This window comes from Phocaeicola sp. ICN-14070, from assembly GCF_037892625.1.
Lineage (GTDB): Bacteria > Bacteroidota > Bacteroidia > Bacteroidales > Bacteroidaceae > Phocaeicola > Phocaeicola plebeius.
Map to the genome: position 1 here is coordinate 99,291 of NZ_JBBKBF010000001.1, position 20,792 is coordinate 120,082.

Below are 20,792 nucleotides of genomic sequence, written 5' to 3' on the forward strand. Positions count from 1 at the left end.
TTAATCTCCTAAAATTCTAAATACAGTCCTGTTTGCTTTAATTTTTCCGCTTCCCTTGTAAAGAGGATAATCAGCCTTTTTCTCTTCAAGAAACCTTACACACTCCTTCAGGTATCTGTCAGCAATGGAAAACGCATCATTATAAGCCATCACCTTCTCTTTGATGTCCGGACGGCTGCTGTATTCATCCTCCTTCTGCATAAGTCCGTATCTAGTCACATTCAAATCACCGTTCTTCACGATCCGTGCATAGGTATAATATGCCAACGCCGTTTTAATACCCATGAATATCTTTTTCTCTCCACACTTGTCCTCGTACGTTCCACCATCAAGAAGAAGCGCGTACTTCTCCGGATGTTCCCTCACATCCAGATAAAATGCATCACCAAGAGCTGACTTTATATCAATACTCTCCGATTCACGTATATACGTATCTATCTTATCTTCATCCACATGTACGGACATGCTACGTGACAAATCTGCGACCTCAAGCGTTGTTATCAGATACTGCTGCATTTCTTATATACTTTAATGGTTGTACACTAAAATCCATTGACGGGTTTGCCACCTCATACCAGTTGCGGAAAATACGGTCAAACGTGCGCTCTATTAAACGCTGTTGCTTGCTGACAATAGAATTATAGTATTCAAAGGCATCTTCCAAAATATCGCCGGAAAAGCCCACTTTCCCGATACGAATACAATACCACGGCTCCTGACCATAGGCGGAATAAATGCGCTCCACCACACTTGCATCCGTAACGGTAAACTCCTTATCATAATTCTGTGTAGTGAACGGGATAAATTCAGGCTTTTCTTCATCATTTTCAAGCGTTACCTCTATAAGTTTCAAGGAATTTGTATCCCCCTGAAGCTTGACAAGGCTATCAGAAAATCCGTCATCCTCCGAAATCTTTATTTCATTACCTTTTTCATCGTATCTGACAATATCCGAGCCTTTCTTAGTGACAACCATACCGGACGGAAGGAAATTATTGCGCACATTCCTGAATTTCACGTTGGAAAGCCCTTCATCCGTGCTCATCTCAGTAATTACACGGTCAGATTTACCTACCGGATAAGTCTGTTTTCCGGCCATGGATACCCATAGAACCTGCCCCTTGTAGTATTCTATCCCGCCAGCAGCTTCAATCTGCGCCAAAACAACAGATTTCAACGGATTGAACACATCAATGTAGTCGATATTCTCTTTTGCTACACGTATCTTCTTCCCTTTCCTGGTTTTCGTACCACTCCAGTCAGGATGCACGGCAATCTTAGCTACATATCCGTTATCATCCTCCTCCACCAGACGGCAGTTTTCAAATGGGACATGCTGAATTTCCACAATCTGGCCCAAAATGTTGTAATTTACATGAATGGCAATCCCATTGAAGTCAGCCATATCCCGGCAAACAAGAGAATGTATGTCATCAGCCGTATCTCCCTTTCGGTTTACCACATACTCCGAAAAAGAGACCTCACGGAATCCGTTACCTTCAATGAAATCCGCGAAACGGTCAGCACATTCACTTCCGGTAGAACTCGCTGCAATGATATTTCTTACCGTCTGCGGATAGAGGTTGTCATCCCCATAAGACTGTATTCCAAGCTGCTGCAAATAGCGTATATCTACCCTTACACTGCTCTTCTTTCTAAGCTCCTTTACTTTCATAATTCCGTGAGGTTTTAATTTATTCAGCGCCTTCTACCGCTTCTCCGTCTTCATCGGTCTGCCCATCAGTAGATTCATTATCATCCCCATTCTCACTGCCTCCTTCACTTTCTTCCGGATTCTCCTGCATATCAGCAAATACTTCCAGAGCCTTGTTTACGTGAGCTGTCATGGCTTTTTTTGTAATAGCCTTTCCGGAGATTTTATAACCCTTGAACTCTTCCTGAATTGATTTGCTTGAAACTCCATCCTTCATAGATTCCACCATGAGAGAGACAAGCTCGTCATTAATCACCACATTTCCGTCCTTTCTGGACTTTACAAGTTCTTCCCAGTCATCGGGTTTCTTTGAGAAATACTTAATGTTGTCCGGGTATTTCGCCAGATACTTCTCCGCTGCTTCATCAGTAAGGTTAGCATTCGTATACATTTCGCTACTGCCAAATCCCATCTGCAGGAGAACACCGTTCTTCAAGCCGTATTCTGATTTTTCTTTCATCTTTCCGTTCTTGTTAAGGTAAACACTCATTTCTATCACCGCATCATGATAGCAGTCGCTACAAGATGTGCGGACAAACTTCTTATCAAGGACAAGCGCATAAAGGTTTTCAATCTCTGCCTTGTCAGAAGAAGAGAGGGAAGCAATGCTTCCCAACTCCTTCAACCTATTAACCACATCAATCACTTCCATATCAAGCTGCTGGAGATGTCAACGTATCGATGGCCGTCTTGGTAGTCTCGTAGTCTGTCTTGTAAAGGAACAAAGCAGATTTTGGCACTTTTGTTTCCTGCAGGGATACTGACCAGCCACCATCGGTTTCTTCCGAATATTTGTCGTTGCTGATTTCGGCAGCCTTCAAGCCTTGGTAATAACCGTAAATCTGGAATGCAGAATCACCCGGATTCTCTTCCTTCTGCAAGTTCTTCGCCTTGTTCTCCAGGATTACCACATATTCACCGTTTGCCAGCCCGTCAATAATGTCCGCACACACGTCCGGGTCATTGGCAAGAATCACCATATTCACCGTATTGGTAAACGTATTCTGATACGTACCGACAGCAAGTGCCGTGTTCGTCCCGGTAAACGGAGTGCTTCCAGGCACAATAACCTTATAGGCTTTCTTTCCTTTCTTCAAGGCAAGCGTTTCAATCACATTCTTACGCGTTGCATTGAATGCTACTGTAGCGAAATCTATGTCCTTCCGGTTCATGATAACGCCTTCCTGCTCTACTCCAGGAACGAGCGGGTCATCGCAGCTTGCCACGATGTCCCTTTTTATTGCATAGTCACAGATTCCTGACATAACTCCTCCTTTCATTAATAAGCCAACTGGAACAAGTTATCTTCCCCAATAAGGCATCCTAATTTTCCGGTAGAATACAGCTTGTTAGTTCTGGTATTTCTGTCAAACCAAATGTCAAGGTCTGAAATGATGTCATCAGCTGGAGTACCTACAAACAACTGCTTCGGAGAACCAAATACAGCACGGTGAGGTAGATTAAGTTTAGTACCATTATTCTGGTATTTCTGGATGAATCTATCCCAAATGGATACACGATAGACAAACACACCGTTGTACTCTGTTACGTCAAGACCTTTGAAAATCTGTCCCCATTCAAGGATTTCCTTGTATTCACGCTTCAGGTCTTTTGTAAGCGCATCGCACAGCGACTTTGTACAGAAGATACCAGCTCCATCCATTGAAGCGATACGTGAGTCTGCATTTTCAAGCAGGCTGTCAAAGATTCCGATTGCTACTCCAGATTCTTTCAGCTTGCTGAACTGTAATGCGGTAGACGCTTCATCGTTGGCAGCAATAGCAACTTTCTGACCTGCGTTTGCTGTACCAATCGCAAACAACTGTTTCCAAAAACCGTCTGCTGTCTTGAACAGCTCAACATTCACACCATCTGTAATCTGACCTGAAGATGTTGCATTCTGCGCTTCTGTGTCACCAAACCAGATGAATCGCCACATCATGCGCTTAACTGCCAAATCCAAAGCAGGATATACGATATCATCCATGTATTCAGTAGACGACAAGTCCGCGATTTCTGTTCCAGTTTTCAGACAGTATTCTGCGATTGTATTCTGTAACTCTTCATAACACCACTCCAAAGGAATCTGCCAATCACCGATTTTCCACTCCTTCTCCGCAAAGTTGATGTTTGCTTTCTTGTATTCAGGATTACAGCCGGAACCTGCCCAACCGATATCATCCATCTCTCCGACCCATCCTAGCTTATCACCATTATGCACATTCTGACGAAGAGTGAAGAACCGTCCAAGTTCCTCATCGACGAAGTTTGTCATGATAAGCAAGTCTCTCAGACTCTGTACTGCTCCATTACCTGGAGTAAGATTCGAAAGCTGCTCCCAAGTAATTCTTTCTTTTGCCATAATTCTTAGTTATTAAATTTCTGTTTGTTCTTTTCTCTAATCTCAGCAAGTTTCTTCTCAATCTTGCTTTCATGCTTAACTTCCTGCTTCTTTCCGTAAGTCGTTGTACGTCCTGCAGGAGTGTACTTGCTTGCGGCCGCTTTAGTCAGTTTTTCAATTCCTCCAGCCTTAGCCACTGCATCCAGGATTCTGACATCATCCTCTGTCTTGGCGTTGGCTGTCAAGTCAGAAACCTGCTGTTCCAATTCTGCGATACGTGCCTCCAATGCTGCTGTATCATCATTTCCACTTTCAGCTTCACGGATTTCGGTAATTACGCCGTCAGTCACTACGATAGTCTTCCCGTCTGGCATTACGTGTTCCCCATCCGGGCTTGCCGCGTCACCTACTTGCGGTTCACCTTCTTCACGCTCTACTGTCAATGTGTCGCCACCTGCAGTTGTAAGCTCCAACGCTACCGCAGGAACATCTTCGATTTTTGCATAGCCTAACTTGGCCAGCATACGGTCAAGCAATGACTTGCTTACCGTAACTTCATTTTCTTTTTTTCCCATAAATTTATTGTTAGATACTACTTTAGCTGACTTCGGCATAATTACCTCACTCACAAATCCAAGTTGCTTGGCTACCTCACCACCAAACCATGTCTCTTTAGCCATCTGTTCCTCTATCACCGCACGATCAACCCCACAGCGCTCAACATAGATTGAAATCATACGTTCACGCTCTGCTTCCAGCCCAGCTTTTAATGATTCAAGCGCTGAAATATCAAGAGAACCTTCTACACCAGGACAATAAGGTGAATGAATAAGAATCTTTGCGTGCGGATACATCTTTCTGCGCTCGATAGGAGCTGCCAAAAGAATTACTGTCGCCATTGAAGCACATCTTCCTACTACAGTAGCAGAAATTTCCTTCCCAGTAGCCCTTAAAGCATCATATATCGCATATCCTTCAGCCACATCGCCACCGCACGAGTGTAATTCAATATCAATGTGATTGTCATCCGGAGCAATCCATCCAAGAAAATCCTGTACATCAGAGAAGGACATACCATCAACGCCAGTCAGATACCAGTTTTCCATTTTTTCGGTATCAGCTACAATGTCTTTGTTGATAAATAATTTCGCCATATCTCGTAATTGTTTGAAACAAAGGTAGTGAACGCGATATGGCTATAAGAATTTTTGAAAGGAATAGCACTGACACGCCTTGTCAGTCGATTTTTCAAACAAAAAGAGGTGAGCCGCTGCCCACCTCAAACAATTACATATCCACTTCCGTGGAAAACTTCTTTACAACCCTGTATATCGTCCTCTCATCCACGTTGTATTCGTCCGAAAGGTACTGCAATACGTAGGTTTTCTTATGCCCTTCTTTCATCAGACGGCTATATTCCTTGTAAAGTTCAAGGTATCTCACGTCCGACGGCTGTACCGGGAGCGTCTGTAACTGCTCCATCACTCCCTTATGTGTGTTTAGAAATTCATACACGTTCATACATTACCAAGATTCTCCAATACTTTTACACGGTTACTCACACTGGTTATCTCTTCAACCGAAACAACCGGACGCATAGACTGAACTCCCTTGGCGACAGCTCTGGCCAGCATGTCCTCTCCGAGAGCCTGACTACTTGTCTGTGTTACGTTGATAGGAACTCCCCCTCCCATCTGATTGAATGATGAGAGCAAAGGAGCAAACATCGAGGTGGCTCTGGCCGTCATCACCGACTCACCATTACTAAGCTGTGCAGGTATGCTGTCGCTTGTTCCGGTACCTGGTCCGGTGACTAAACCACCTGTTGCAAATTTAGCTCTTTTTACCGTTTTTGTAGCTACAGCAATATTAGAAAGTATCGTTGCCACCGTTGTTGCGATAGCTGCCAAATTAGCCGGGAACGGGACAGACTGAGCCTGCGCTATACCGGCAGCCAGAGCCTTTCCGGTATTGATGGCAATCTCAGCAAGAGCCAGTGTCTTTGAGAGTATGGCAAAAGTCTTGTTATTTTCACCCAATGTTTCAAAGGCGGATGAAAGACCTGATGTTATTGTCTCTATTGCCTGAAATTTTACCTGCTCTATCTCAACCTCCTTGTCTGCAATGGCCTTCTTCGCATCGATATATTCCTGATTAGCCTGAAGCTTACGGTTAAGGAACTCCTGTTCACTCTCCCCTTCCTGCTGCTGTATGCTGTTCAACAACTCTAATTTCTGCGAAGCCTGTTCCTGAAGTATTTCCAGTTCACTTGCACCGGACTGCTGGAGCTGCATGATTTCATTCTCCATTCTCAGTCTGACGGCTTCCTGCTGCTTATCCGATATTTCCTGCTCACGCTGTAATATCAGATCGTCCATCTGCTTGTCATACTTGTCCACGATGGCAAGCTTCATCTGCTCGGTCAGTTCCTTGTCAGCAAGCTCGGCATCACGCTGGGAAAGTAGCTGCTGCATCCTCAACTGATATTCCTGCTCACTACCTTTCTTTACTGCTTCAAGCTGTAAGGAAATAAGCTTGGTACGGTTGTCTATCTCTTTCTGTAATTCCTCCTCAGACAGCTTTTGCAACTCAGCAGCCTTCTGCTGTTCCAGAGCTTTTATCTGGTCGTTGATAGCCTGGCGGGCTTTTACAGTAAGGTCTGTCTCTGTTTTCAGCCTCGTACGCAAATCCTCAATCTGACGATTATACTGTAAGGTTATCTCCTTACTTTGTTTATCACGCCCATCTTTCACAAGAGCCAGCATGGCATCCTCTGCCGCTCTTACCGCTTCCAATTCTTTCTGCTTTGCAGCAATAGCCGCATCCGATTTTTCCTTTTCAGCCGACTTTATTTCGTTTGCCAAAGACACCTCACGACCAAGCAATTCACCCCTTTTATCCTGATACTCAGTCAACGCATTATACATCTCCACCTCAGCCTGAGCAATAGCATCATTAGTTTCCTTAGTGTTCTCAGCCATCGCATTCTGCTGTACCATCAGTTCATATCTTCTCTTGGCCAGTTCGTAGTTCTTCTTGCTGGCTTCCTCCTCCAGTCTGTTAGCTTCCCTGATAGCTTCCATACGTTCCTTTGCAGACACATTCAGTTCATCGTCAGCCTTTGCCTTCAAAGTAGCTATCTGAAGAGCATTCTTTGCATTCTGCACCTGAAGGTTTCGTGTATCCCTGTCTATTGCCGCCTGCTCCTTTGCCATAGCAATGTATCTCTCATTCTCCTTGTTCACCTCTGCCACATATTTACCAAGTACCGGAAGTTTTTCAAGCTGCTTGGTAATCCATCCCATCATCTTACCACCAGCTTCTACAACAGAAAGTATTCCACTTGCCACAATCTGAAGCACTTTACCCACGGCATCCAAAGCCATTTTCAATGGAGCAAGAACAGCATTCCATCGGCTTGTATTTTCCTCACTCGATTTAATACCTTTAGCTACAGCCATAATCACCACGGAAATCGCAGTAAGAATAGCTACAATCGGGTTGGCCAACAATGCAAGAAGTGTCTTTGAGAAATTCTTCACGGCAGCACCTGCAGCCACAGCACCTGCCTTCACACTTCCCATCTCATCCTGAGTCTGTATTAATGTTCCAATAAACGGGATATTGCTTGAAACCGCACTCTTAATCGCTTCCTCATAGTTACCCACATTCCGGTAATACCTCTGCGTTTCCTCCTCTCCACCTTTCAAAGCATCCGTAACCTCGTTTATCTTATTTTTCAGTTCCTCACCACTGGCACCCTTTCTTTCAGCTTCCGACAGAGCATCATATTCAGCCGTCAAATTAGACAGCTCAGCGCGTAGTGCTTTCAGGCTCCCCTCCTGCTCTTTCTCCTGCTTAATCTGATTCTGTACTGTCTTGTTGATGATACGTATCGCATCATTATAATCTGCAATGGCAATCTTTGACGCAGCAATCTCCTCGTTATACTGCTGACGGGATATTTCCCCATCCTTCAACTGCTTTTTCAGGTTCTTTTCTGCATCTCTGGCCGCATCAATCTTTGTCTGGTATTCCGCTATCGCCTTTACAGCTTCATTGTAATTCACCTTGATGTCAAGGATTTTCTCCACCTTATCCGCCATAACACTATATTTTTAACAATTCAACTTCGCATATATTATTCTCCTTGGTTTTCACCTTCACAATCGCAAAATATGAACCGTATTGTCGAAGATATACTGGTACTGTCAAATCCAGCTCTTTAAGCTCTACAGGACTTAATCTGACATATTCTGAAATTACTTTAGGATGCTTCACAATATCCTGATAAGAACTGTAATACTTAGACAATAACGTCCCCCACTCCAACTCCTTAAATGAAGCTATCGTACCATCATTTCCTGAACGGTATATAAGACGTGGTTCTATATCATTCATTTCCAGCTTTCCTTCCGAATTATAGGAATATAAAGGAATGCTTACCATGTTACCTGAATAATCACAAGCGGCAAACGGCAGTGTTATCACGTCTCTTTCATCATCCAACGATTCACTCTCTACAACTATCTTTCCATCATAGTTGCCTTTGACTGTATCATCTTCCTTATACCTAAACCAGTTGTTCTTGGAAAACCCGTTAAGACTGTATGATATTGTTCTTGGCAAATCACCATAATATGCACATACAATCTTCATACTCCAGTCTACAGCCTTTGATTTATTTTCTAAAATAGTATCAAACGAGAAGAAGCGTATTCCTGTACCATCCGATTTTGGCACGGCAAAGAGTCCCAACATTGCAGTAATAGCTTTCAAAAAGTCCATCTGCTTAATATCCGGAAGATTTGGTATATGATAGTATCTGTTATTATATCCATCTCCATCATAAGCCGTTACCTCTGAATCAGGTGCCAATGTCATATCCCCAGACAATTCAGATACTACATTCACATCTTGAAGTCCTTTAATGAAAAATTTTATTCTACCGTCAACATTACCATATTTACCTACTATATCGGTAGTACCATTAAGATTAAAAGCCACCTTACTTCCGTTAATGCTATATGGAGATGCTGACATTATCTCAGTTCCTCCAATACTCATAACAAGATACAATTCTTCAGGTATCGTCCCAGATATTGAGCACGTCAAGTTCCATGATACAGAATACTTAGTATTTACAAAGTTATTGATTACTCCCGCTGTAAACGAACCACCAGCTCCAGTTCCTAAAAGTGCAGAAAAGAAATAATTACTAACACTTATACGTTCAAATAGTATTTCCTTCCCTGAATCGCTTGAATTGCCCATACCATTCGGTACAAGAATAAGACTACATTCTTCTGACTGTTCAGGTGAACCGTTTTTTGTCAGTAAAGGTATTCTTATTTCAGCCAATACACTTTCCCTATCATATTCAAAGCTAATCCCATTATCTGTTGCTATCTGCCGCATAAGTTCGCTTACCGGAATTACAGGATGATACCATACGCCTTCCTCTGCATCATTGAACCCATAATTAACCATAGGATGGTCCATATCAGGTGTCCTCAACTTCCACCAATAACTCCATGCTCCACTCAGTGGAAGCGCCGTCAGGTCTCTTAAAGTCTTATCACTATTGAGGATATTTTCAAAACCTTGAATATTTCCCCATGAAAGCGCAATCTCTATAGTGTCACTTACTGACATCAATACCACATTGGCTCCATCAACGATCTGCACACCGTCACGTAATAAAGTACCTACATGAGGAAGATATGGGAAGCTGCTCACTGCACTGGGTATATGAGCACATTCTATCAGCCGAAGGTTATTCTTTGTCTTCGGCAGCTTAATCGTATAGCTGAAATTACTTACAATCTTGCTAATATCAGTCAGGATATTGCTACGGTATTCAAGAGAAACACCGGACTCCCCCATATCCACTTTCGTCCCGTCAATATATAATTCATCTCTCATAAGCTCTGCGAAATAATAGTTGGCAATATGACCGTTATCTCAAAATCCTGCAGGTGCTCACCTGAATCAACAGCCGTATCAGCTTTTATACCAACCGGAACCCAGGTCTCATCCACATACATATCGACAAGAGGAGAAGAATGTATTGAAAGCAGCATGTTGAATATCTCCTTAGAAACCAATGACGCACATGCCTTTTTAGTTCCCTCGGTAGTCTTTCCCTGAATTCTGGATACGCCGTAATACCCATACTTGCTCCCATAAAAGTTTTCCATAAGATGCTCTCCATATTCCTCAGATTTATTTTCGTTTGACCCTTCCTGGAAAAGCCAGTATTGGTAAAATCCATGACGGTCTATCCAGCGCAAATAAATACCATCTTCAGAATCATCCTCCACGACTTTTACATATTCCGGTACGTCAGAAGGACTCACATGCTTAATCATCTGGTCAAATATCGTTACAGTAAATGGATACTTCGTAAAATGTACTACGGTACGTGGAGCATCAAACTGCTCACCGATATTCATAGCTCCCCATATGGCAGTTACATCGAAAGAGAAAGATTCACCGGATATGGATACTTTCACATGAATAACCTTTGATTCCACCATCCCTCCACTTCTGTTAATATCGAAACATGCCTGAAGATATGCGGATATGTCAAGTTCTACATAATTAGCGTATTCATCACGATTATCCGAAAAATACGGTCTCTTCACAATCGTAAACGTCCTGTCAAATGTAGTATCGAATACACCTCCGGAACCTCCGCTATCGGAAGATATTACAAAAGTGACATCACTGGAGGTATTCACTGTAATCATATTCGGATTAAAGCAGAATACCACTTCATCCGGATATTTAATGCTGCATCCGTTAATAGTTCCCGTTCTCATTGAAATTAAGATTTATATGTTCCACTTCACTCCCGAACAGAATACCGATACCCTGCGATACCCTTTCTACCATATCCTTCACTTCAGGAGAATAAATATCATCCCTACCGCCATTCCGGAATAGCTGTGTCCCTTCATTGGCTATCTTTCTCGCCACAAGGTAAGCAAAGGAATCAGGCTTCTGTGCCTGGATGCCCTTGTCATCCATCCATTGCCGGATTATCCTCCAGAATCCTGCCGGCACCTTACCCGGTTTTCGTCCGGTCTCCAGCGTCCCGAACGGGCTACGTCCCCACAGAACACCGCCATCCTCCGTAACCTCTACCTTCATGCTGGCTATCGTTCTGCCGGAAGCAACCTGACCGGAGTTCTTCTGGTTTTCGATTACCTTCTGTTTCAATGCTTCAAGTTCTGAAGACACAAGCTCCATCACCTTATCCCTCAGCAGAAGTTCCATACACTATCTCCTTCACTGTTTTTGTAGGGCATATCACGATTCCTCTTATTTCCTTCAAAGGAATCTGGATGACAATCCCCGTCACATTCACGTCCAGCTTATCATAGAACACCGAATACTGAATGTCACCCTGTACAGGCTCAAACATTCCACTTCTGTTCACGTTCAGTATAAACTCCCTGACCAAAGACTTGCATCGTTCTATCACCATGTCATTCTCTTCACCGGAGAAATCATGCTTCGTTTTGTCCATAAAGGCTATCATGCAGTTAGGAAAGTCTTTCATCTGCATAAGCCCCACATTCAGATTTCCGGAAGCCGGAAGCACATACATCACGGCAGGAAGCTGCATCTTGTCAAGCCTTACATTGGCAGCCTGCCAGTTCTCAAACAGATAGGTAACTCCCATCTGTTCCACTATTTTCCTAACCTTCTCTTCTACTGTCATTTCTTCTTTCCCTCCAAGATTTTACGTAACCTGCGTTCATACCTCATCTTCCTGGCATCCATATCCAGGCATTTATACACACGTACCCACGGAACATATTCTACCGCCTCATGGTCCGTTATTCCCATTCTCAGTGCATAATAGTCAAGCAGTCCGAACGGCCCGAAATTCAATGCTTCTGCCCCAGCCTGCTTCTCCTCCGGTGTAGGAGGAACGGACGTGGAAGCAAACAGCTTGTTTATCCGCTTCACTTCCCTGGCCACCCAGAAGCAAAAGCCGATAACCTCAGATGCATCAGTCCTCATCACCTCACGCTCCGACATTCCCAGAAGCACACGACAAGGAACCATTATCGTTTCCTTCTCCGTACTGATTGATTGCAACTGCATAAGCTCACCCATATTCATGTCATTCAAGGTATCAGGTGTCCTGACCCTTCCCACTTTCCACGGTTTACGGAGTTTCTCAAGCTCTCCTTCAATACCGTGTGACAGATTACCAACTACCAACAACTCCTTTACCGTCATATATTCCCAAGTTTTGCTTTCGGCCGCCTTAACACTGGTTTTATCCTGAAAAACATCGCCATAATCAGCATGTCAAGATAGTCAGGAGAGCGGCCAAGTATCTCCTTCATCTTTTCCTTGCTGATAATTCCCTTCTTTCTCGTATCCGCATCTATGTGGTCCTGCTTCAACACCCCAAGCTCTTCAATGATTCGCTCCTTCTGTGCTTCCGTACATACTATACGGAGAAGGCGGTTGTTTATCATATCCGCCAGTTTGAAGGCACATTCCGATTTCAGGTTGTCATACTCAGGATTGATGGGACGTGTTCCTCCATGGAACTCCATGATTCCGTTCAGATAGCTTTCAAGATAGCTGCCAAGCCCGTCAGAGTCCGCTATCATCCGGCTGCGTGGAATGGAACACTCTATCATCATACGCTTCAAGTCTGTCTCGATGGACTTCCCAGTACTGTATTCCTGATCCAGCTTGATATAGCAGACATTCCCTTTCCAGTGTCCGGCTATGAAACGGTCACGTCCCTTCATGGCAAGGTCAGCAGAACCGGAAGAATCCCCGGCAGGCTTGACAAACTCATTCGTGAACAGGTCACAGATAGCCTCGTAATCACAAAGGACTGTCGGGTCATTGTCATACTCCCAGTTCCCGAAATACAGACGTTCCTTCGTCACCCTGTCCTTCGTATTACGAAGGCTCTCAATATAGTCCTCTGTAGCCCAAGGGTTATCCTGAACCAATGCCTGAATGAAAGCATACGGTTCTTCCAGCTTTCCTTCTCTCCACGGCTTGTAGAAGTCACGGTACAGCCAGTTCTTCTTAGGGTTGCAAGTGATAAGTATCTTTCCAGGTACGCCATAGACATCGTTCATGTGTCGGCCGATACGGGTTTTCAGCACGTCAAAGGCAAGGTAATGCACCTCACCAGCTTCCTCTATCCATCCTCCGGTATATTCCTTTGAGCCCAAGCGTTCATACAACGGGTCTTTAACCGGATAATATGTCAGGTCGATATAAACTATTTCGCTACCGTTGTCAAAAGCTATCCCTTCATTGGTTGTCTTGTACGCCCTGAAGCCATGAGACTTTGCCACCTTGTTGAAAGTAACGGTCACGGATTCCCGGCTGTCCTTCAGGTTATTTCGCCCTACAAACCAGCGAGTGCCGGGAAGGTAATAGGCACATTGCATCAGCCATTCACAGCCAAGCCATGACTTTCCACCACCGCCGGCACCGCCATACAGCAGGAACTTCGTCCTGTCATCACGAAGGTAATTGTATGCCAATCTCTGCTTTATATTGACCTTCTGTCCCATATCATTTCAGTTTGTCCGCTTCCGGAGTATAGGGAAGAAAATCGAATCCCTTGAATGGCTTTCCCTGCGTCGTATGGTCCACCTCCTGCTTGTCGGCCAGCCCCAAAGTACGGGCTATGATATTCGCATTGAACGCACCGACACACGCCCCTTCGAACTGCTGGGTCTTGATGGTTTCCTCCACACGCGCGATGACCTCCAAAAAATCTTTATCCCCTTTATTCATGCAGGCAGAACGAAACTCGTTCCACCAGTTTGTAGAAGCGCCCAGATACACGCACAGTCCCATGAGAGAATACGGCCGTGACGTGGGAGTAACCTCCTGCTGTGTGTGCTGCTGGTTCTCTGTTACAATCTCCTTCCCTTTATTCACTCTTACGGGTACAGTTTTCTGTATAGCCTTTCTGGTTGTCCATGGATTCTCATCGCACCACTGGAAATACTCGCACGCCGCATCCCATAGAAGTTCAGGCGTAGCAAAGAGCTTGTCCCTGCCATGCTTGCTTCTTAACATCCAGAACTTATTTCCTTTTGGTGCTGCCATAATCACAATTTTTCAAAAACGGGTAATATTTCCTTATCCAAATCCCATCTTCTGTTGTTAGGAAGAGGAAGGTTAAATTCGTATCTGAGAGCTTCAGCATATACATCGTGCTCAGCTCTTCTTTCGTTCATGACGGATACCTGAAAGGATGATCCGCGCAGTTCCCGTGACTTGTCTACCTCGATACCCTTCTCATATATCCTGAAATCAGAACCGATAAGTTCTTCCGTGAGACGGCATACGTCTGCCGTGGAATGATAATGCTGGAAATACCATTCTCCAAAGCGGAAGTTTGCCGTGAAGTTATCCGCATCCAGAAACAGTGCTTTCGAACGGTAGTCGTGAGTCTCCTTTCTCTCGGAAGCCTTCTGTGCGAACAATAGCGGGATACCTGACCAGAAAATCATACCTCCCGGCTTGCACAGTGCAGAAAGGGAAAGAAGGACGTTCCTTTCATCGTCAAGGGAATTTACGGAGTTCAGGACGCTGTCACATACCACGACATCATACAGGCCATACTCCGACAATGTCCTGCACACGTCCGCACAGTCCTGACGTATCTCCTTCTCGTCTATCACGTCAGCCCCGTCCTTCCGGTGAAAGAACTCTATCGCGTCAATGAGGTATCCATCCTTCTTCAGCCTGGTAGCATAGTCCTTCTGTCCGGCTCCGAAGTCAAGCACATGCATGTCCTTCGTGATGAACGGAAGCACCAGACGCTCGTACAGCGTGGAATGGCTCCTGCTGCTCGGAACACCGTTTTTCTCCCTGAGACGTGCCTTCTGTGCAAAAGACTGTATGTAAGTCTTCCGTTCCAGATGGGAGTATTCAAAGACACCGTATTCCTTCGAAAAATAAGACAGGGCCAGCTCCTCCTTTCCTCCCGGAAGTACATAGACAAGCAGGTCCATACCCATAAGCTTCACCGCCTTGGCGTATACGGTGGATATGATGACCTTACCTTCATGGTTGCATACGGCATTCGCAAACTGGCCATAGCGAAGAATCATCTTCGTTAGGTCCACTACACGTGAGTTGTTTCCACCCTTGGTAATGACGGCTATATCCTTGTTCGGTACCATAAAGAAACCTTCCGTTCCTTCAGGAACAGAAACACGTATGTCCGGCTGTACCTCCGACACCTCGCATTCGGCATAGTTGTGAAGCTGGTTGAAGCGTACCTCATCCGTTGAGTTCACGCCATCCAGCACGAAAGCCGGAACATGAGTATATCCAAGCAGCTTCATGATCTTTGTGCGCTGGTGGCCTGCCATGATTCGTTTGTCAGACCTGCGGATAATTATCGGCTTGATGATGCCAAGCTCCGTTATCGACTTCTTCAGGTTTTCCTGTGCTTCCGGAGTAAGCAGCCTTGGGTTGTACTCTGCCGGATTCAGTGATTCTATGTCAATGTATTCCATCATAAGCCCAACAGATTATTTACGAAACCAATCATCACTCCGTTCTCTTCAAGATACTCGGCAGCACGCTGTTTCAGCCCTTCAAGCTCCACATCGGTTATCGGTATCTTGTACCCTTCAAATGCCAGGTACTTAATATGCGCTCCCGCTTCGTAATTTTCATTCCGAAGCACATTGTGAGTATCTTCCATCCCTCCGGGAAAATCGTCCAAATCAGGGAAGCTGATGCCTTCTATACCCCATTCCATGAGTTTCCGGCAGTCCCATTCAAACAGTCGGGCCATATCCCATTCCCCGTTACTCACATTGTCACGGATGATGATTTCGCGCTCACGCTCTTCTGTCAGGTTCGGAATAAGCACCGTAGGAACCTCCTTGATTCCAAGCTGCACGCACGCATCATAGCGCTGGTTCCCTGCAATAATGACAAGATGTCCCGTTCGGTCTGACAGAATGATCGGACGTGCTTCAAAATAGTCCGGATTTTTCTGTATGGATTCCTTCAACTTCTGGAGCTGCCCTTCCGATATGGTTCTCGGGTTGTCCTCCAGCTTCTTCAATGTTTCTGTACTTCTGTAAATCACTTCCATATATCTCGGTATTTGCGTTACAGAAACAAATTTACCCGATAACCGCCACAAAGCAGTTACCGGGTATTCACAAAGCACTGACAAGGGCTGTCAGTAAGTTATAAACTCCATATCATCCACCATTTTCGCTTCTTTGCGTATTCAAGTTCTCTCTTCAAATCCTTACAAAGGTCTATCTCTTTTCCCCATTGAGTGTGATAAAATGTCGCATCATCCTTAAGCTTGTTTACTTCTTTTTTAAGTTCCTCGTTCTCCTTTTCAAGCTCGTCTATAATATGGTTTTTCAGTTTCAAATCACCCAATAGTCTTTCTGCCCTTTCAAAGTTCCTTCGGCTGTCTTTTATCAGCATCTCCATGTAAGTATCACGGCTGAATAGCCTTCCCGTTTGATGTCTTTTGTGTTTCATACTCATAACTCATACTCCCAAAAACTAAGTTTCCCTTTCACATTTATAATCGGCTTATCAAACAGAACCGCATCTTTCAGCACCCAGTTCCAGCAACCTTTCTCAGCCCAAACGGACGGATGATTCAGTACGCAGTCGGCTATTACCACACTGCCGATGATAGCACCTTCTGGAAGTTCCTTTGATTCTAGTATAGAGCATATCTTTGAATTAATAAAAAGCCTTTTAGGTATGAAATAATCTTTTGTCCTAACCTTACTCGCATGTATCAGTATCTTCTGTCCGATGTACTTCTGAGGACACTTCCAAGTCCTGTTCTCGATGTCTTTGATACCGTGAGCGATTAGGCTTGCCCACGGCTGTTTGATGGATATTGCTTGCATATTTAAAATATTATTTCTTTTTTTACAAAAAATACTATTAAATAATATGGAATCGTTTACAAATGAATTTCTGCTTAAAATAGCAGGTCTTATAATCACTTTATTGGGTATCATAGTCCCAATGTATAAATTTATTTCAGAAAAAAATCTTAAGCAAAGAGATTTGAGATTTAATACGTATCATCTATTAATTAAAGATTTAGTAGAACCGGATAAAGAAACTGGAAAAATTATGCTTGATAGACAGATTGCCACATGTTTTGAATTAAGACATTTCCCAGAATACTTTGAACTCACAAGAAGGATTCTTTGTGACTTATATTCACAATGGGGACAAGATACTAGAAATGAACGAATTTTAAAAGAAATCAAATATACTCTCAAATATATCAAAATATATAACTATACTTTTTTTATTTTCTTAAGAGCCTTTGGATTTGATTTTATATGCAAGCCTATAGTTAACACTTTAATAAAATCATACTACAATTACAACTCATATAATGATGAATTAATGAACTCATTATAGTTTTAACTAATAATTATCATTTACACAAAATGATAGGACATATTTTTTGTCCATCCATAATAGACCTTCAGTTTTCCCATAATTAATTCTTCATAAAACATATCCAATGTGTATTTGAGCGTTTTCCTGATATGTGACCAAATATTGGCTTTTCAGATGTCAATTTCAAAACCTCAGAAACCTTTACGTCCGTTTCATTCCATTTGAAAATCAGAAATCCACCTGATTTAAGGACCCTAAAGCATTCCTTGAAGCCTTTTGAAAGCATATCTCTCCAATCGGAATATAACGCTCCATATTTTATTTGCTGGTAACCAGTCGGCATAGCTTTTTCGCTAAGGGAACCATACATATCAACCATTTTAGATTTCTTTCCCCTGCTATAGACTAAATGAGGTGGGTCAAATACAACCATAGAAAATGTACAATCTTCGTATGGCATGTTAGTAAAATCACATTGAACATCAGGGTTTACTTCAAAAATCCTACCGTCACAAAGAGTTGTCTTTATTTTTCGAATATCTTGGAATAATACCCTATCATCAGATTTGTCGAAATAAAACATCTTGCCACCACAGCAAGCATCCAATATTGGTTTCATATCCTTCTCCTTTCCACCTATCCCAGCAGCCACCACATGACTGCCAGGAACATGTAATATAATTTAGTTTTCATTGATTATTTCTCCTTTTTTCTACAAGTTGCTCAAGTCTCTTTTCACACTCAGCACACTCGGTTTTCTTCCGCTCCAGTTTCTCCCTAAACTTAACCAGTTCCTCGTCCGTGTTCTCATCAAAAAACAGATTGTTTTGATGGTTGTGTTCTATGTATTCATTCATCCTGCGTTCTGCTTTCGTTATCTGGGCTTTGGCCGAAATCAGCTTAGATAGGCAGGAACTCACTTCAAGCGACTCTCCTGAACGCTTGTCGTAGTAGTAAAAAGAAGTGTACACATCATTCCTCGGATGCTGGCATTGCAGTCTGGCCACCCTCCATCTGATTACCCACATCCTTCTTTCGTACACTTCACGAGGAAGGTCGTATGTGTATAGGATGACAGATTGATGACCGTAACCGTAGCAGATGCTGATTTGCACCCAATTCTCGATTTTCAGCTCCTTTTCAGCTTTGGCATAATCCTTAGCCATCTGAAACCAGTCATCCATACTTTCCTGCTTTCCCATATCATTCAAATTTCAATTCAAGTTGTTGCCAACCTGGTTCTCTGTATTTGCGATTTGTCTGCATAAAAGCCTTCCGTAAGGCTTCAGCAATCTTATCACGCATTTCTTTAGATACATGTTTCTTATCAGCCTCACTGTTCATTTGGAGTATCTTGTTAAGGCTTCCGTTTATTGGCTTTTCGTCAAAGAACAAGCTGTATTCAGTAAATATCCGGCTGCAATCCTTTGCAGCTTTCTCTTCTTCCGCATCCTAGTATCGCTCTATTACTGTTTCCTGGGCTGCTCTCAGTATTCTTTGTCCTCGTTCGCTCCTGCAACCATGCCGTTCATTCTCGAACATGACAGATATTGCACGCTTCTTACGGACATTTCCTATTCTAGCCCACCCATAATACACTTTCAGTTCACTCATATCACGCAACCTTTCTTTTTCTTATAATCTCCTTACAGATAGCTTCACAGAGCACACGGGCCATATTCACCTCAACGGCATTACCGATAAACTTCTTCTGGTCTGACTGTGGGCCAATCAGTACATAGTCTTCTGGGAATCCCATTATCTTTTTCAGTTCTGCTATCCGAAGCATACGCATCTTGATGTCAATGATACCATATAAGGCCATAAACTCCTTAATCTTGGCAGTCATCGGACTGTCCACTGATGTGACTTGTATGCCGATACCTCCTTCAACCTCTACCAAATAGGGAGGCATCTTATCCATCCGTGCTATCAATGTAAAACAAGGGTTGTTCACAGAACCTCCGGCACTGGCAAACTGCGGATTCATAAGGTAATGCCATTTACGGTTGGCCGTGATTGTTTGTGACGGCTGTTCTATGCTGCTTCCTACATTCGAGAAAGCTGTATTCATTATCCACGGCTTGCAGCTTTCCATATTGAACTTAGGCACCGTGGTTACTGTACCAACTGGCAGCTCAATAGATGTCGGTTTTCCGGTACCGTATTGGTTGTCTATGAAAACAGAATTTACCAATGCCAACCTATCTTTTGTTGTTACCGTAGGTGCTGGAAGTTCTACAGAATGGTTGTTACCATTCCCGTAATAGGCTGAGACGAAAGCGTGGTGGTCTTTATAGGTGATTGTTCCGGCAGGGCCTTCCACAGATATGTTCTTGCTATCCGGCTGGCCGCTGAATTGCTTGGAGAGGAAGTTTACCTTTGCCAATGCAAGCCGTCCTTGTGTTGCCACAACCGGGCATGGTTCGTCAACGCTTGGTGCCTGGTATTTCCCCGTCCGACTCATAGAGTTATACTTTACAATAAAAGCCTCCTTACCTCCAGCTACGAACTTAATCAGTCCGGCATAGATGCGTTCAAGAGTTTTTTCGGCCAGCGGCTTCTTCCGGCAGAAGATACTTTCCCCTTCATCTGAAAAGTCCAGCACTTCCTTGACCGGCTTCCACTTTTCCAACTTTCCGAACATATCCGACTTCCCATCCTTGCAGTGAGTAGGTTCTGGAAATACAATCGGCAGACCACGCTTGGCGAAGATACCGAAGAACCGCTTGCGAGTGGTGTATGCCCCATAATCGGCAGCGTTAAGAATGCGCCAGTCAAAATCGTATCCATATTTCCTGACGTTACGTTTCCATTTCTCATAGCATCTCCCCTTATCCTTGCTGATAGGTTTCCCATTTTCATCCATATCGCCCCATGACATGAACTCCTCAACGTTCTCTATCTGTATGTAGTCTGGATCAATGGCCTCGATATATCGGAAAAGATGCTCAGCCAGCGTCCTACTGTCGGCGTCCCGTGGCTGGCCGCCCTTGGCTTTACTGAAGTTCGTACATTCAAGGCTGGCCCATAATACAATCAGTGCATCCGGATAAATCTTCTTCATTCGTTCCACATGAGATACCAAAGGGGACAATTCCAGTGTCCTTATGTCCTCAGTGAAATGCAACGCATCCGGGTGGTTGGCCGCATGGCTGGCGATAGCGTTTGCGTCGTGGTTCACACATGCTATTACTTTAGCACACTGTTCATCTGCGTAGCGTGCGTTTTCTACTCCGGTACTGGTTCCCCCGGCACCGCAGAAAAGGTCTATATAGAGTAACTTTATCATATCAGTTCCATTTTTGAGGT

Annotated in this window: 24 protein-coding genes; 1 reads left to right on the forward strand and 23 read right to left on the reverse strand. The window is 43.8% G+C overall.

Annotated elements, in window-relative coordinates; all coding sequences use genetic code 11:
• From WKT20_RS00510 to WKT20_RS00600, 19 genes are all read right to left on the reverse strand, one after another.
• A complete protein-coding gene (locus WKT20_RS00510; protein ID WP_340416624.1) occupies positions 1-516 on the reverse strand; it encodes a DUF6712 family protein in 516 nt (171 codons plus the stop codon).
• Entirely contained in the window at positions 488-1,675 is a 1,188-nt protein-coding gene (locus WKT20_RS00515) for a hypothetical protein (RefSeq protein ID WP_118494519.1), read from the reverse strand. The genes WKT20_RS00510 and WKT20_RS00515 overlap by 29 nt, the downstream gene beginning before the upstream one ends.
• 19 nt (positions 1,676-1,694) lie before the next feature.
• Positions 1,695-2,366, reverse strand: coding sequence for a hypothetical protein (locus WKT20_RS00520; protein WP_340416625.1), 672 nt, complete (start codon positions 2,364-2,366; stop codon positions 1,695-1,697).
• A gap of 1 nt (position 2,367) precedes the next feature.
• A complete protein-coding gene (locus WKT20_RS00525; protein WP_340416626.1) occupies positions 2,368-2,979 on the reverse strand; it encodes a hypothetical protein in 612 nt (203 codons plus the stop codon).
• Between the two features lie 14 nt (positions 2,980-2,993).
• Positions 2,994-4,076 (reverse strand): hypothetical protein, encoded by a 1,083-nt coding sequence (locus WKT20_RS00530; protein ID WP_340416627.1) that lies wholly within the window; start codon positions 4,074-4,076, stop codon positions 2,994-2,996.
• Between the two features lie 5 nt (positions 4,077-4,081).
• On the reverse strand, positions 4,082-5,209 hold the full coding sequence (locus WKT20_RS00535; RefSeq protein ID WP_304125183.1) for a Clp protease ClpP: 1,128 nt from the start codon (positions 5,207-5,209) through the stop codon (positions 4,082-4,084).
• Between the two features lie 133 nt (positions 5,210-5,342).
• Positions 5,343-5,576: a hypothetical protein gene (locus WKT20_RS00540; protein ID WP_118494529.1), complete on the reverse strand. Its 234-nt coding sequence runs from the start codon at positions 5,574-5,576 to the stop codon at positions 5,343-5,345.
• Positions 5,573-8,161: a hypothetical protein gene (locus tag WKT20_RS00545; RefSeq protein WP_340416628.1), complete on the reverse strand. Its 2,589-nt coding sequence runs from the start codon at positions 8,159-8,161 to the stop codon at positions 5,573-5,575. The genes WKT20_RS00540 and WKT20_RS00545 overlap by 4 nt, the downstream gene beginning before the upstream one ends.
• 4 nt (positions 8,162-8,165) lie before the next feature.
• Positions 8,166-9,980, reverse strand: coding sequence for a hypothetical protein (locus WKT20_RS00550; protein WP_340416629.1), 1,815 nt, complete (start codon positions 9,978-9,980; stop codon positions 8,166-8,168).
• On the reverse strand, positions 9,977-10,879 hold the full coding sequence (locus WKT20_RS00555) for a hypothetical protein (RefSeq protein WP_340416630.1): 903 nt from the start codon (positions 10,877-10,879) through the stop codon (positions 9,977-9,979). The genes WKT20_RS00550 and WKT20_RS00555 overlap by 4 nt, the downstream gene beginning before the upstream one ends.
• Positions 10,860-11,336, reverse strand: a complete 477-nt coding sequence (locus WKT20_RS00560) for a hypothetical protein (protein ID WP_340416631.1) — start codon at positions 11,334-11,336, stop codon at positions 10,860-10,862. The genes WKT20_RS00555 and WKT20_RS00560 overlap by 20 nt, the downstream gene beginning before the upstream one ends.
• Positions 11,314-11,784, reverse strand: coding sequence for a hypothetical protein (locus WKT20_RS00565; protein WP_340416632.1), 471 nt, complete (start codon positions 11,782-11,784; stop codon positions 11,314-11,316). Before WKT20_RS00565 ends, WKT20_RS00560 begins: the two co-directional genes overlap by 23 nt.
• The gene (locus WKT20_RS00570; RefSeq protein ID WP_340416633.1) at positions 11,781-12,311 is read right to left on the reverse strand and encodes a hypothetical protein; all 531 of its coding nucleotides are present in this window, start codon (positions 12,309-12,311) and stop codon (positions 11,781-11,783) included. Before WKT20_RS00570 ends, WKT20_RS00565 begins: the two co-directional genes overlap by 4 nt.
• A complete protein-coding gene (locus tag WKT20_RS00575; protein ID WP_340416634.1) occupies positions 12,308-13,624 on the reverse strand; it encodes a phage terminase large subunit in 1,317 nt (438 codons plus the stop codon). The genes WKT20_RS00570 and WKT20_RS00575 overlap by 4 nt, the downstream gene beginning before the upstream one ends.
• Before the next feature lies 1 nt (position 13,625).
• Complete coding sequence (locus WKT20_RS00580) at positions 13,626-14,168, reverse strand: DNA-packaging protein (protein ID WP_317345835.1); 543 nt, start codon at positions 14,166-14,168, stop codon at positions 13,626-13,628.
• Positions 14,169-14,170: 2 nt separating this feature from the next.
• Positions 14,171-15,592, reverse strand: coding sequence for a ParB N-terminal domain-containing protein (locus tag WKT20_RS00585; protein ID WP_340416635.1), 1,422 nt, complete (start codon positions 15,590-15,592; stop codon positions 14,171-14,173).
• Complete coding sequence (locus WKT20_RS00590) at positions 15,589-16,179, reverse strand: ParB N-terminal domain-containing protein (protein ID WP_340416636.1); 591 nt, start codon at positions 16,177-16,179, stop codon at positions 15,589-15,591. Before WKT20_RS00590 ends, WKT20_RS00585 begins: the two co-directional genes overlap by 4 nt.
• A 98-nt stretch (positions 16,180-16,277) precedes the next feature.
• Positions 16,278-16,586: a hypothetical protein gene (locus WKT20_RS00595; RefSeq protein ID WP_340416637.1), complete on the reverse strand. Its 309-nt coding sequence runs from the start codon at positions 16,584-16,586 to the stop codon at positions 16,278-16,280.
• A 2-nt stretch (positions 16,587-16,588) separates the two neighbouring features.
• Positions 16,589-16,969 carry an ASCH domain-containing protein gene (locus WKT20_RS00600; protein ID WP_340416638.1) on the reverse strand — a complete coding sequence of 127 codons (381 nt, stop codon included), beginning with the start codon at positions 16,967-16,969 and terminating at the stop codon, positions 16,589-16,591.
• A 46-nt stretch (positions 16,970-17,015) separates the two neighbouring features.
• On the opposite strand from WKT20_RS00600, the gene WKT20_RS00605 reads away from it, so the two are divergent.
• Positions 17,016-17,498: a hypothetical protein gene (locus tag WKT20_RS00605; protein WP_340416639.1), complete on the forward strand. Its 483-nt coding sequence runs from the start codon at positions 17,016-17,018 to the stop codon at positions 17,496-17,498.
• A gap of 82 nt (positions 17,499-17,580) precedes the next feature.
• Here WKT20_RS00605 and WKT20_RS00610 read toward each other — a convergent pair whose 3' ends face one another.
• From WKT20_RS00610 to WKT20_RS00625, 4 genes are all read right to left on the reverse strand, one after another.
• Positions 17,581-18,099 carry an SAM-dependent methyltransferase gene (locus tag WKT20_RS00610; protein ID WP_340416640.1) on the reverse strand — a complete coding sequence of 173 codons (519 nt, stop codon included), beginning with the start codon at positions 18,097-18,099 and terminating at the stop codon, positions 17,581-17,583.
• A 70-nt stretch (positions 18,100-18,169) separates the two neighbouring features.
• Complete coding sequence (locus WKT20_RS00615; protein WP_340416641.1) at positions 18,170-18,682, reverse strand: hypothetical protein; 513 nt, start codon at positions 18,680-18,682, stop codon at positions 18,170-18,172.
• Between the two features lies 1 nt (position 18,683).
• Positions 18,684-18,824 (reverse strand): hypothetical protein, encoded by a 141-nt coding sequence (locus WKT20_RS00620; RefSeq protein ID WP_340416642.1) that lies wholly within the window; start codon positions 18,822-18,824, stop codon positions 18,684-18,686.
• 271 nt (positions 18,825-19,095) lie between these two features.
• Positions 19,096-20,772, reverse strand: a complete 1,677-nt coding sequence (locus WKT20_RS00625) for a DNA cytosine methyltransferase (RefSeq protein ID WP_340416643.1) — start codon at positions 20,770-20,772, stop codon at positions 19,096-19,098.
• Positions 20,773-20,792: the final 20 nt, after the last annotated feature.

Bases quoted from the DNA above. Each gene is read 5' to 3' on its own strand.
- WKT20_RS00510 (WP_340416624.1), bottom strand. From the start codon at position 516: ATGCAGCAGTATCTGATAACAACGCTTGAGGTCGCAGATTTGTCACGT.
- WKT20_RS00515 (WP_118494519.1), bottom strand. From the start codon at position 1,675: ATGAAAGTAAAGGAGCTTAGAAAGAAGAGCAGTGTAAGGGTAGATATA.
- WKT20_RS00520 (WP_340416625.1), bottom strand. From the start codon at position 2,366: ATGGAAGTGATTGATGTGGTTAATAGGTTGAAGGAGTTGGGAAGCATT.
- WKT20_RS00525 (WP_340416626.1), bottom strand. From the start codon at position 2,979: ATGTCAGGAATCTGTGACTATGCAATAAAAAGGGACATCGTGGCAAGC.
- WKT20_RS00530 (WP_340416627.1), bottom strand. From the start codon at position 4,076: ATGGCAAAAGAAAGAATTACTTGGGAGCAGCTTTCGAATCTTACTCCA.
- WKT20_RS00535 (WP_304125183.1), bottom strand. From the start codon at position 5,209: ATGGCGAAATTATTTATCAACAAAGACATTGTAGCTGATACCGAAAAA.
- WKT20_RS00540 (WP_118494529.1), bottom strand. From the start codon at position 5,576: ATGAACGTGTATGAATTTCTAAACACACATAAGGGAGTGATGGAGCAG.
- WKT20_RS00545 (WP_340416628.1), bottom strand. From the start codon at position 8,161: ATGGCGGATAAGGTGGAGAAAATCCTTGACATCAAGGTGAATTACAAT.
- WKT20_RS00550 (WP_340416629.1), bottom strand. From the start codon at position 9,980: ATGAGAGATGAATTATATATTGACGGGACGAAAGTGGATATGGGGGAG.
- WKT20_RS00555 (WP_340416630.1), bottom strand. From the start codon at position 10,879: ATGAGAACGGGAACTATTAACGGATGCAGCATTAAATATCCGGATGAA.
- WKT20_RS00560 (WP_340416631.1), bottom strand. From the start codon at position 11,336: ATGGAACTTCTGCTGAGGGATAAGGTGATGGAGCTTGTGTCTTCAGAA.
- WKT20_RS00565 (WP_340416632.1), bottom strand. From the start codon at position 11,784: ATGACAGTAGAAGAGAAGGTTAGGAAAATAGTGGAACAGATGGGAGTT.
- WKT20_RS00570 (WP_340416633.1), bottom strand. From the start codon at position 12,311: ATGACGGTAAAGGAGTTGTTGGTAGTTGGTAATCTGTCACACGGTATT.
- WKT20_RS00575 (WP_340416634.1), bottom strand. From the start codon at position 13,624: ATGGGACAGAAGGTCAATATAAAGCAGAGATTGGCATACAATTACCTT.
- WKT20_RS00580 (WP_317345835.1), bottom strand. From the start codon at position 14,168: ATGGCAGCACCAAAAGGAAATAAGTTCTGGATGTTAAGAAGCAAGCAT.
- WKT20_RS00585 (WP_340416635.1), bottom strand. From the start codon at position 15,592: ATGATGGAATACATTGACATAGAATCACTGAATCCGGCAGAGTACAAC.
- WKT20_RS00590 (WP_340416636.1), bottom strand. From the start codon at position 16,179: ATGGAAGTGATTTACAGAAGTACAGAAACATTGAAGAAGCTGGAGGAC.
- WKT20_RS00595 (WP_340416637.1), bottom strand. From the start codon at position 16,586: ATGAAACACAAAAGACATCAAACGGGAAGGCTATTCAGCCGTGATACT.
- WKT20_RS00600 (WP_340416638.1), bottom strand. From the start codon at position 16,969: ATGCAAGCAATATCCATCAAACAGCCGTGGGCAAGCCTAATCGCTCAC.
- WKT20_RS00605 (WP_340416639.1), top strand. From the start codon at position 17,016: ATGGAATCGTTTACAAATGAATTTCTGCTTAAAATAGCAGGTCTTATA.
- WKT20_RS00610 (WP_340416640.1), bottom strand. From the start codon at position 18,099: ATGAAACCAATATTGGATGCTTGCTGTGGTGGCAAGATGTTTTATTTC.
- WKT20_RS00615 (WP_340416641.1), bottom strand. From the start codon at position 18,682: ATGGGAAAGCAGGAAAGTATGGATGACTGGTTTCAGATGGCTAAGGAT.
- WKT20_RS00620 (WP_340416642.1), bottom strand. From the start codon at position 18,824: ATGAACAGTGAGGCTGATAAGAAACATGTATCTAAAGAAATGCGTGAT.
- WKT20_RS00625 (WP_340416643.1), bottom strand. From the start codon at position 20,772: ATGATAAAGTTACTCTATATAGACCTTTTCTGCGGTGCCGGGGGAACC.